Source organism: Paenibacillus sp. FSL H8-0548 (genome assembly GCF_038630985.1).
In the GTDB taxonomy this organism is placed as follows: Bacteria; Bacillota; Bacilli; order Paenibacillales; family Paenibacillaceae; genus Pristimantibacillus.
This window is the reverse complement of record NZ_CP152049.1, coordinates 2,319,642-2,331,042: the sequence shown is the minus strand read 5'-3', so window position 1 is coordinate 2,331,042 and position 11,401 is coordinate 2,319,642. Positions and strand designations below refer to the sequence as shown.

General features: G+C 46.5%; 7 protein-coding genes and 1 riboswitch. All 7 genes read right to left on the bottom strand.

All coding sequences use genetic code 11. The features are described 5' to 3' along the window. Positions 1-136: 136 nt before the first annotated feature. Positions 137-333, bottom strand: a riboswitch (cobalamin riboswitch). A 72-nt stretch (positions 334-405) separates the two neighbouring features. The 7 genes from MHI37_RS09840 to MHI37_RS09810 all read right to left on the bottom strand — a co-directional run bounded on the left by MHI37_RS09840 (position 406) and on the right by MHI37_RS09810 (position 11,397). Further along, positions 406-2,391 carry a methyl-accepting chemotaxis protein gene (locus MHI37_RS09840; RefSeq protein WP_076337768.1) on the bottom strand — a complete coding sequence of 662 codons (1,986 nt, stop codon included), beginning with the start codon at positions 2,389-2,391 and terminating at the stop codon, positions 406-408. Positions 2,392-2,859: 468 nt separating this feature from the next. Then, on the bottom strand, positions 2,860-4,227 hold the full coding sequence (locus tag MHI37_RS09835) for an extracellular solute-binding protein (protein ID WP_076337769.1): 1,368 nt from the start codon (positions 4,225-4,227) through the stop codon (positions 2,860-2,862). Positions 4,228-4,402: 175 nt separating this feature from the next. Next, positions 4,403-5,386, bottom strand: coding sequence for a carbohydrate ABC transporter permease (locus MHI37_RS09830; protein WP_083676350.1), 984 nt, complete (start codon positions 5,384-5,386; stop codon positions 4,403-4,405). Further along, positions 5,383-6,276 (bottom strand): sugar ABC transporter permease, encoded by an 894-nt coding sequence (locus tag MHI37_RS09825; RefSeq protein ID WP_076337770.1) that lies wholly within the window; start codon positions 6,274-6,276, stop codon positions 5,383-5,385. Before MHI37_RS09825 ends, MHI37_RS09830 begins: the two co-directional genes overlap by 4 nt. Beyond that, a complete protein-coding gene (locus MHI37_RS09820; RefSeq protein ID WP_076337771.1) occupies positions 6,276-8,504 on the bottom strand; it encodes a DUF5696 domain-containing protein in 2,229 nt (742 codons plus the stop codon). Before MHI37_RS09820 ends, MHI37_RS09825 begins: the two co-directional genes overlap by 1 nt. Further along, complete coding sequence (locus MHI37_RS09815; RefSeq protein WP_076337772.1) at positions 8,497-10,512, bottom strand: YIP1 family protein; 2,016 nt, start codon at positions 10,510-10,512, stop codon at positions 8,497-8,499. Before MHI37_RS09815 ends, MHI37_RS09820 begins: the two co-directional genes overlap by 8 nt. A 27-nt stretch (positions 10,513-10,539) precedes the next feature. After that, entirely contained in the window at positions 10,540-11,397 is an 858-nt protein-coding gene (locus tag MHI37_RS09810) for a carbohydrate ABC transporter permease (RefSeq protein WP_076337773.1), read from the bottom strand. Positions 11,398-11,401 lie beyond the last annotated feature (4 nt).

Below are 11,401 nucleotides of genomic sequence, written 5' to 3'. Positions count from 1 at the left end.
TTTCATCATATGTAAACAAAAAAAAAACACCTTTCCGTATTGGCAAGATGTTTGGTCATACCTGTGTATTCACGCATAGGCCTACTTATACCTATTGCAAAACACAAATAAACATCTCCCTCCCATCCTCGTGAGAAATATAGAGCGCTTCTATGGCAGGTCTCCTGGCTTCGCTTCATTGCCAAACTATCTCCTTCCCGTCTTAAATAGACAGTGGATTAACTGATAGTCAGCTCTGCGATACAGTGGCGGGACCGCGTCGGACTTTGACCGAACTTCCCTATTAAGCTGCATACGAATATTTACGGCAGCACCATACAAGCTATTCTATTAAATTGTAAGTAGTTGATTTGTGAATTGTATCAGATATAGCTGATTAAACAAAGGGCTTATTGCAAAAAAAGTTTATTCAATCCTAAACCGCTCAATAGATCTCCGCAGCTCCTCGGAGAGCTCATTCACTGACGAGGCTAGCGCTAGCGTCTCTTCGGCAAGCTGATTTTGATGCTCCGTGTCAGCCGCTGATTGGGCAGCATGGACCGAAGTATCCTTTGCTACTTGAGCCATTGTATCAACAGAGGCACTGACCTGTTCACTGCCTGCCGCCATTTCCTGAGTCGAAGCAGATACGTCCTGAATTTGCAGCGTAACCTGACGGGACTCCTTCCAGATCGTATCGAAGGAATCCTTCAGCTCGTGTACGATCCTCATTCCTTGCTCCATCTCCTGCTCCCCCGTATTTACTGCGCCGACCGCGTCTGCGGTTAAGGCAAGCACTTCATTGATCGTTTCTGCAATATGACCGGCATGATTCGATGCCTGCTCCGCAAGCTTCCTCACCTCGCCTGATACGACTGCGAACCCTCGGCCATACTCGCCAGCATGAGCTGCTTCAATAGCCGCATTCAGCGCCAGTAAATTCGTCTGATTCGCAATAGCCGCAATGGTGCCTGCCATTTCTTGAATTTCAGATGAGCGCTCATTAAGCTGTCCGATGACACGCGAGATAGCAGCAGTTGCCGTGCCTAATCTCTCCATCTGCCCAACAGCGTTATTCGCTTTTTCATGGCCCTCCTCGGCAGCAGCCAGCATATCGCTTGATGCTTCCGCCATTATGTTTGAGGAAAAAGCAATTCTTCCAACACTTGTAGCCATATCCTCCATCGACCTCGCAACCTCAACAGCACCATCTGCTTGATTCTCCGCGCCAATCGCCATTTCGTTAACCGTAGAGGCAAGCTGGGACGAGAGCTCTCTGCTCTGATGCGAGCCTACGCTCAGCTTGCCAGCATAATCTGACACCGAGACTGCATTGTAGCGAATCGTACGCATCAAATCTTGCATATGCTCAATAAAACGGTTGATTTCCACTCCCAGCAGCGTAATTTCATCATTGCCTTTATTCTCTATTCGATAGGTAAGATCCGCTTCGCTAGAGTTCAAATTAACAGCAGCGCGAACGATAGTACGCAGCTTGCGACCTACCATAAACTGAGTTAACAAAAATAAGATGACTAAAACGACCAGCATCAAGCCTCCAAATTGCAGCAGAGACTTTCCTCTTTCCGAGGCGATAAGCGCGTCTGCATTTTGTTTGGATAACGCGACGCGGACGCTTCCCCAATGCTTCCCATCAATGGTTAGCGGATACGAAACATCCCAAGTCTCTACGATTTCTCCATCTATTAAACGATCATACTTCTGCAAATATACATCGTCTGTATTCATATTCGTAACGGCGTTATAGCCGGTTTGATCGTTAAATATCCGATTGGAGCGATAGTCTTGGCTGAGAAAGCCAGTATCCCCCCATGTATCAGTAGATTGATCATTCATAGCGCTGTATACCGAATTATGCGTTGCGATATAACCCGCAAATTCTGGATTCTCGGAATAAGCAGCTGCCATCGCGTAAATGACATTTTCTTCAGTTAGAAAGCTATCAATAATCCCTTGCCACCGATAATCGGTATACCGATCGTACGCGCTGTCATATTTCAACTCATATTGAGAGAGCGGAATGGTCTTCCCATTGTATAAAACCGCATTTTTTTCCGCATAGGAAGCGTCCTGCCGCCTTTTCTCAGCGACTTGTTCACTTTCCGAATTCACCGTCAGTCGATCATTAAACAAATCAGTCTTTAGCTGACTTCCCTCCCATTTGGTCCCATCCTGAAGGAAGACACCTGTAATCAAATCCTGCTCAGTAATATGCTCTAGAGTGTGGGCTAAAGATAATGCAAGTTCGCGACCTTTAGCAAGCAGCTGATCTTCAACAGTAATTCGCGTGACTCTCCATTCATAAATTAAAATCACACTAATGACAACCATCAGTGCAGCCGCCATAACCAGCATAAATTTATTCGTTAACGAGCGAAGTCCTATTTTCATCAGTTCTATCCCCCATCGTTATTTCATCCATACTAACTCATTTTCATGTGGGGGCTCTGTGACTTATGTCACAGAAAGGCGACTATTTTTGACAAAATGAGACAAACAAGGTGAAACGGCTGTCGCCGTCCTTTGGCGGCGCCAGCGCGTCTTATTCTCAGAAATATAGAGAAAGTATGGCGAATGATATCCTTTCCTATAGTTGAACAAAAACACCCTTACAGGTGATTGCACATCGCAGACGCGTCAGCTCGGACCTCTAACGGAAACCAGAGACGCTAACCAAAAATCGCACTTTAGCGTCTCTGGTTTCCGTTAGCTTTCGTTATCCCCTCTCCGGCTGCTGGAGCAGCATCGTTATTAACAGGTTCGGAGAATCCATAGTTTCCTATACAATAAAAAAACACCCTGTTCTGCAAAATGCAAATCAGGATGTTTTTCCAATCGTTAAATATAGTCTTGATTGCCTTATTTGAGCGACTCTCGAACCTCTAGTGTACGTTTGTTCCACTGTTCAGTTTCCGGAATTAGTCTGTTAATGTCTGCGCCGTCAAATATAATTTCGTTCAAAATATTGTTCCAGTTGTATTCAGACCATGCAGGAACCGTTACGCCTGGTTGAATTTTCGCATTTTCCTTAGCAATTTTAACTGCTTCTTTGTTTTTGCCTTCCCACATTGGGGTTTCATCATAATAAGCTGTCAGTTCTGGATCAATAACCGAAGCGTTTGCACCTTGATCGATTTTCCACTTTTGAGCCTCTTTCGAGAATTGGAAGCTAATCCATAGGAAAGCCTCTTCCTTATGCTTCGAACCGCTAAGCAAGGAAAGCGGACCATATATACTATAACCCGGCTGGCTTACTTTGCCTCTTGGGAAAGGCAATACATCCCATTCAAACTTTGCATCCTTTTTAAGTCCTGGAAGCACCCAATCCCCGCCAATCGCGAAGCCGGTTTTTCCATTGATGAACTCTCGCGTCACGTCGCCCTGCTCGGCTGCCTTTGCATTGCTTTGCATAGATCCGTCTTTCCAAACAAAATCGGCCAGCCATCTTACATCATTCATAACATCTGGTGTATTCAACAAGCTTTGTGTCAAATCCTCATTCAAATAATGAATATTTGCCGCGTGTCCATCAGCAATCGCCTTCGTGCTAAGTACGCGCATTTGAAATTCAGGCTGAGTCGTCAAACCATACTCGCCCGCCTCTGGATCTGTAATCTTTTTCGCTACATCACGGAAATCGTCATATGTCCAATCGTTTGCTGGCATTTCAACACCATGCTTAGCTAGCAAATCTTTGTTAACCAAAATCCACATGGGTACATCTACGAATGGTGCTGCAAGCTTCTTATCCTTATACGTCATCGTATCAAAGAAGCCTTCCGGAAGCTGAACATCTTGGAGCGTCGGGTCCTTCTCAATATAAGGAGTCAGGTCCTCCACTAAGCCAGCTTGATCATATGTGATCAAATCACTATCGATCCAAGTCAAATCAGCTGGTGTTCCTGCTGCTTCTAATGAAGCGATAATTTCCATGATGGACTGACCATTAACCGGTATCTGTTCAATCGTGATCCACGGATACTTTTCATTAAATTTTTTGTATAATTCCGTATACGAATCAGACCATGAAATAAGCTTGAGAGTAACTGGATCTTTTTTCTCAATTTCAGCAGTAGGCTTGTCTTCCTTTGTCTCAGGAGCCTCAGTAGCCTTGCCTTGATTATTCGGAGCATTGCTGCCCCCGTTATTGCTGGAGCAAGCGGAAAGTACCATAGCGAACATCAAAACGATACATAACATCCAAGTAAAACTGCGTTTGTTTTTCATTGATTGAACCTCCTAAAGTTTTGTGAAGCAAAACTTACTTCGTAAGCGTCGGCTTAGTTTTGTGAAGCAAAACTACTTCGTAAATCTTCCCCTCAGTGTTTACTGCTGCTTCATCATCGTTACCTCTCGCCAAGCATCCCCCCTTAAATTGCTGTTATTAGAAGATGCGTACAGGCTACTCGACGATTCCGGTTCTCTCGATACCGCTGACGAACCAGCGCTGCAACAGCATAAATACGAGAATCGGCGGAAGAATGATTAGGAATGCCGCGGCCATTTTGGTGCTTTCCGTAATTGGATTAACGATTGTGCGAGTGTTCCCTAGCAAGGACGGATTCAGCACCTCTTCCAGCATATCTAGACGTATGGAAAGCGGCGTGAAGCCTTTTGTCAGAAACATCGATGGCTCGTAGTACATGTTCCAGTACCAAATAAAGGAAAATAGAAACACGACTAGACAGGCAGAACGGGCAAGCGGCAGCATAATTCCGAAAAACAGTCTTGCCGTGCTTGCTCCATCCAGCTTCGCGGCCTCCTCCAGACTTGGCGGCTGCGCTTTGAAAAACTGACGGAAAATGAGAATAAACAGTGCTCCCTTAAGTCCCTGTCCGAATACCGCGGGAATGAGGAAGACAAAAATGGTGTTCAACAAACCGAGCTTGCTGAAAATAACGTAGAGCGGAATAATAATGACCTGCGGCGGAATCAAAAAGGTCAAAATGATCAATGCCGTAAATAGTCCCTTAAACGGCAGTGCCAGCCGCGCCAGCGCATAGCCAGTCATTGCGCAAATGATTACCTGTGCGATAGAACAGGTAACCGATATTAGGGCAGTGTTCCTCAGCGCTTCTGGATATTGCAGACCTTTTAGCGCTTTAGTAACGTTCTCCCAAGTGATTTCCCGAGGAATCCATTTTACGGTTGGATCGAGCAGATCACTCATGTTCTTAAACATTGTGCTCACCATATACAAAATTGGCTGCAAGTATAGATAGGCAACAATCGAGAGCAGCAGATAGATGATAAGCTTAGCCAGCATGCCGTCTGACAAGCTCCTTCCCATCACCAGCACTTTCACTTTCTGAGCTTTGCGGCTCCAAAGCACACCTCTAATGCTGCGGCTCGCCTTCGCAAGCTCCGTCTTCATCGCGGTAATCATGAATGCATCCTCCTTGTCTTCAGGCTTCGGTTGAACAGCCACAATACGAGGGCAATCAGCGCAAAGATGAGCCCAAAATACGTCCAAGCAAGCGCGCTCGCATAGCCATACCCGGTATCCACCTTAAACATATTGTCCTTAATATGCTTTAACACCGGATTAAGCGGGAATGTAAACAGATCAATGATCGTATAGAGCATATTCAAGCTAATGAACGGTACGCAGGCTGGCAGCGTAATTTTCCAGAAGCTGTCCCAAGGAGAAGCCCCGTCGATTCGCACAGCTTCATAAATCGTTGGTGAGATCGTCTGGAAGCCAGCAATAAAGATCAAAATTTGAACGCCGGAGTACCACAGAATAAGAATAGCTTTACCGAGAACAGCCATGACCGTCTCTGCAAATTGCTTGCCTACATACTCCTCAACGAGCGGCAGCAAATTGTATTGTTCAAGGAAAGGAATATCCCCTGCCCCTTGAAGGAACAGCTCAGAGAGCACCTGCCCAGTAGCAAAAATAACGGGAAGAAAGAACAACGCCCTGTAAATGAACCTTCCCGGAAACTTTTGATTTAGCATTAAGGAAATGAGTAAGGCGAAAATAACAATAATAGGTACCATTAGCAGCATTTCTTGAATATACGTAATCAGCTCAATCGGAAAAACATTATCCTTCAAGAATGCATCCCGGTAATTGCGAAAGCCGATCCATTCATATTTGAAGCCTCCAACCGCTACCTGAACCTTGTTAAAGGACATAAATAACGACCAGCTGATCGGAATGAGCACGAACATCGCAAATCCGATGATCCATGGCAGCATAAAAAGCAATCCCATTCCGTAGCGCTTCCAGAGGTATAGGCGCGCCGCGCGTCCTCTTGCCTTCGCTTGCATTATGCGCCATCCCCCTTCTCTACTACGAAGCTTTTGCTGCCATAATCGACGATCACTCGAGTCCCATCCTCATACACCGTCGCAAATCGATCCTCCGACAGCTTTTCATGGTTCATAATTCTCTGAGCATATACAGAAGACAAAGAATCAAAATCCTTGTATTCCTTCAAAATGCGCTCTATCCACTTCTCGTATTGACTGCTGAATAGGAAGCTCGCCGCAGTGTACTTCAGCACTCGGGAATCCTCATGCGTCAAGAAAAAGGAAGGAACGGCCCCATATTCAATTGCTTTTAGAAATTCAGTTTCAACGTCATTGCGCAGATTGCCGTCCCCGAAGGAGTAAGAGACATAACCATGCAGCGCAATGGGATAAAACGGAACCGTCTCGTCAACCATGAAGTCATAGCTGGACTCCGACGGCAGACCTGCGATATAGTCGGATTGTATGGCCGCGTAATCGTTGCCGCGGTAAACAGCTGCCGAGCCAAGCGTTTCCCTTGCGTAAGCGAGCAAGCCTTCATATACCGCAATCGTATCTGAGCGGGTGGCTATGCCCGACGGATCATAATCATGGAACACCATCTCGCCAATCCAGTTGAATAAAATACCGGAAACGCCTATTTCCTTCAGCTTAGCCATCGTTTCATAGGCCATCGCTACCGTCCGTCCCGGCTTGCTGATAAACCAGCCTTCCTCCACGAATACCGTTTCATCGATGCCCCTAATTCCGTTGGTTTTGCCTGATAAATCGGAATTCTCCGAATCGATCCATACAAAATCATCCTCGAACATCACATCGATCTGCTGCTTGCTCATTTCAGAGATGAAGTCCTTTGCCGCTGCTTCGCCGCCTAATGCTTTTTCAATCGGGAAGCGGTCATACAGATCATAATCACCTTGATTTTGCCAGCCGTAGTAAATAACCTTGAGGTTGGCAACACCCTGCTCCACCAGTCCATTGACGATATTCGTCGCCTGCGGAAACGTCGTAGCCGTAATGTACTTAATTTTGTTAAAAGCCTCCGTGTAGTTGCCGCCCATAATTTTCAGATAGAGCGGTGTATGCTCCACTGGCTTCAATTGCTCCTTCAGCTTGCCGGTCTCCGTCATGTAATCGCGGTATGCCTTCGCCATACCGACATAATCTGCGTCCTCTCCACTTAGGAAACGGTATTCCACCTCTCTATCCGTATCCAATCGTTGCTTCTGAATCGCCTTGATCGGTGCCGCAAGACGGCTAATACGATACAAATATTCTTCTCTGTAAATCTGATTCGTGTATACGTTGTACAATCCTGATTTTAGACCTGGCGGCATTGCTGAAATGTTGGCAGAGCCTCCGCCCTCTGTAATGACAGCCATAAAGGCGTTGCTGCCATGCTTCATTCCAAATACGGGATACCCAATACTTTCCCGATTTTCCCCGGAACGGCTCCAATTGCCTGTATTGGTCAATTCAAGACCATAGACCTGGTGGATATAGCCTCTCGATACGTCAACCCCTTCAGTGTCAAAGCGAATCAAGCCGCCAGGTCCATCAGGCACGAAGATATACCCGTCCTCATCTGAGGACGCTGCTCCAAAATAAGGAAGAAGATCGATCGTGAAGACGGCAAATTCTCCGTCCTCCTTAATTCCGGTTGTCGGAATACGAGCCTTAAGCCCCTTCTCCGTAAGCTCGTATTGAATCGAGAAGCTCAGCTGCCGCTCAGGAAATTCATACGAGATCTGCAGCCCTTCAGCAGACTTGATCAAGGATGTCTCCATATTTGGGTCACTTGCGTTTAGAACCTCGCGGATCGTCTGATCCTTTCCTTGTGTCCGCACATAGGTCAAGACAAAGGGAGATTTTAAATTGGCGAGCAATACCCCCTTCACCGTCTCGCTGCCAAGCTCGGCCTCAGTCGGATTGCTTTTCCACTTATAGCCTGTAGTTTTATCGACCAAAACGATCTGCGTACTGCCGGGATGAATGAAGAGTGCAAACTGATCGTTTGCAAGCGCCTCAGCGAAGCCATCCTCTCCAGCTTGCGGCTTCCATGCTTCCCCCTCATAAAGAGATGCCCGGCTCATTGTCGGCTTCTCGATGCCAGCTAGCTCCAGCGCCTTGGCTGGCGCCAGCTCATTACTTTGCAGCACAATGCTAAGCGTAGAAATGATCAGCACGAGAAAAACGATTGCTGCGAGCTTTACTCGAAGGGAAGTTCGCTTGATGAGCTCAACCATAGAAGGTTACCTCCTTGTAAAGCTGATAGAAAAAATCATACAAATTGTAGGACAAACCGAATACTAGAAAAGCAAACAACCAAATTGTTCCGATCGTAAACACGGTGATTGCAATATTTTTGAGCGTCTCCATAAAATCAAAATTGTGAATCACCTGCGTCATGACGATCAACATGACACCCATCCACAGAAACATGACTGCGTTGAGCGTATCGACAATAATTCGCTCGTCCAGCGTCACCATATTGCTTAAAATTAACGTCGGGATTGAGAAAAACAGATACGGAGCAAGCGCATAGGTGCTGCCTTGAATGACCTCCCTGAATTTTCCTTCTCCGTCCTTGATGCTGCATACGAGATAATTCGCAATGATCCAGGTTATCCATGGCACTACGAACAAGCCCAGACTGCCGATAAGATTGATTTGCGAGAGCTCCACCGGATGGAATAAAAAGCCTGTGTAATAGATCGTCGCGATTTTCACCGCTACTGCACAGATAAGGATCAAAATAATAATCCACGGAGCAACCTTTGCTTCCTTCAGCTTGTAAAAGCCCTCATAAGGATGAAACATGATATACCACAAATTTCGCAAATCACCCAGTGGCCGCTGCCACGACTCAGGTAATGGCCGGCGCTTAATCTGCTTCCTGATGGCACGCGGTACATAACGTACGAGCAGCAGAAGCACTGCGATAGCAGCCACCATCCATAGGAAGTACTGCTGCAAAAAATCCAGTCTAATTTGCCAATAGGCTTTGGAATACCCTTTCGTATCGAAGGCAGTCTTCAGAAAGGACAACGCATCCTCATGATTATTTTCGTGCAAATATACTTTGCCCAGCCCTTGAAAGGTCCCATTGTACATATCATTGCGGGCATAAACCCGGTCCCAATAAGGCTTGCTTTGCTCATATTTGCCGTCCAGGTAAAGACCCAGTGCATTCATGACATCGCTTCCAAATTCGGTACGGACAAATTTGTGGATCGTTCCCGTACGGCTATCGGATACCCAGACACCGAATTTGGAATCCACACCGATACTTGTTGGAAAGCCCAAAACACCATATTGCTGCGTTGCGTTGTCCATGAATCCGAAGGCAAACAGCGCTTCACCATTTTTGTCATAAATATTAATGCGGCCAGAGCCCATATCAATGTTGTAAAGGAACCCGTTTGCATCGCTTGTAACGTCCACGATCCCATGGCCATTCACGAGTGTTTTGTTTTTGAAGGCATCTACACCTCCGGCATTGAGCTTCCGAATAGCTCCCTGTCCGAACCCCGCTGCTGTCGCTGTAAAAATAAAGCCGTCATGATCGATCGCAACATTCGTGATGGGTCGCGGCAAGCTTGCCAGCTCCTTCGAGAGCTGCTCCTTATTGAGAATGAGCTTCTTCAGCCAATTAAGTACCGTTTGCTGCGCTTTATTGGCACCGAAGTACCCCATAAACTCCCCAGCCCCATTAACGCGAAGCAGTCCTTGGTAGGAGGAGTTCAAACTGATGTACATAACACCGCGCCGGTCGACGACAAGCTTGACGGGCACAAAATGTGATTGCTCCAAAACACTCGATGCCGGCTTCTTGTATTCTCGAATAAACTTGCCGTCTGGTCCAAATACCGCAATTCGTTGATTGCCTGAATCCGCGACATAGATGACTCCCTCGGGTGTAATGAACAAGCCTTCGGGAGCACTCAGCATGCTGTCTCCCTCCTCCTCACCAATCGTGAGAAGAAGCTCGCCATCATTATCGAGCACGATAATTTTATTGGCTCCCTTGTCAGCGACGTACACCTTGTCGTCCGAGCCTATCTGAAGATCAATCGGCTCGACGAAGCGTATCCTCTTCGTTTCTGCCGGCGTATATATCGGTTGGATGCGCAGCCAAGCAGCCTGATTGCTGTCGTAATAGCTGGTCCGATAGGGAAGCTCTGCGTATATCGCTTCTGGTACGACAAGCATGGAGGTCGCCGCAAGAAGCAGGAATAATAGAAATTTCTTCATCGTTACGACTTCCTTTGCTGGTTGGAATTACTTGATTCCGGAATGAACCATCGTCTCAAGCACTCTTCGCTGGAAGAGCAAAAAGATAATCAGGTTTGGTATGAACATGAGCAAGCCCGCGGCGGCAGCTACATTTTGACCCGATACGCTGTTTTGAAGTCCGCTTAATAAGCTGTTGACATAGAAGGCCAGCGTCCTCATCGTTTCCTCTTGCATGAATAAAGTCGACGTCTCTACGTCACCCCATACACCCTGAAAGGTGAAGATAGAAATGGTTGCAATAGCCGGAACCGACAGCGGAAGGACGATTTTCGTAAATATCCCAACATGGCTCGCCCCGTCTATTTTTGCCGCTTCAATTAGATCGTTTGGAATTTGTGAAATAAAGCCGATCAGCATGAATACAGCTATTGGAGATGCTAAAGCCGGCAAAATATGTCCAAAGTACGTATTATTGATCCCAAGTCCGCTTATGATCAAATATCTTGGTATGCCCACTGTCTCCGGCGCAAACATCAAGGATAAAGTAATCATCCCCAAAATAAGCTGCTTGAAGTGAAATTGATATTTCGCGAGCGCGTAGCCCGCCATTGTGCTGACGATGATGACAGCGCCTAAAGTAAATCCCGCTACAATCAAGCTGTTGAACAGATAACGCGTGAATGGCACTGTAGCATTTGAAGCATGCAGCATAAGCGACTCAAAATTACGCAGCGTCGGATTTTGCACAAGAAACCTCGGCGGGAAAAGAAAGAGCTCATTTTGCGGCTTGAATGCATGGTTCAAAATAAATACGATCGGCAGCGACATGAATACGGCAAGCGCTGAAAAAACGGTAACCAGCGTAATTTGAAACGGCGTTGCTTGACGAAGTTTTCGAATCATGGCT

Bases quoted from the DNA above. Each gene is read 5' to 3' on its own strand.
- MHI37_RS09830 (WP_083676350.1), bottom strand. From the start codon at position 5,386: ATGATTACCGCGATGAAGACGGAGCTTGCGAAGGCGAGCCGCAGCATT.
- MHI37_RS09840 (WP_076337768.1), bottom strand. From the start codon at position 2,391: ATGAAAATAGGACTTCGCTCGTTAACGAATAAATTTATGCTGGTTATG.
- MHI37_RS09835 (WP_076337769.1), bottom strand. From the start codon at position 4,227: ATGAAAAACAAACGCAGTTTTACTTGGATGTTATGTATCGTTTTGATG.
- MHI37_RS09810 (WP_076337773.1), bottom strand. From the start codon at position 11,397: ATGATTCGAAAACTTCGTCAAGCAACGCCGTTTCAAATTACGCTGGTT.
- MHI37_RS09825 (WP_076337770.1), bottom strand. From the start codon at position 6,276: ATGCAAGCGAAGGCAAGAGGACGCGCGGCGCGCCTATACCTCTGGAAG.
- MHI37_RS09815 (WP_076337772.1), bottom strand. From the start codon at position 10,512: ATGAAGAAATTTCTATTATTCCTGCTTCTTGCGGCGACCTCCATGCTT.
- MHI37_RS09820 (WP_076337771.1), bottom strand. From the start codon at position 8,504: ATGGTTGAGCTCATCAAGCGAACTTCCCTTCGAGTAAAGCTCGCAGCA.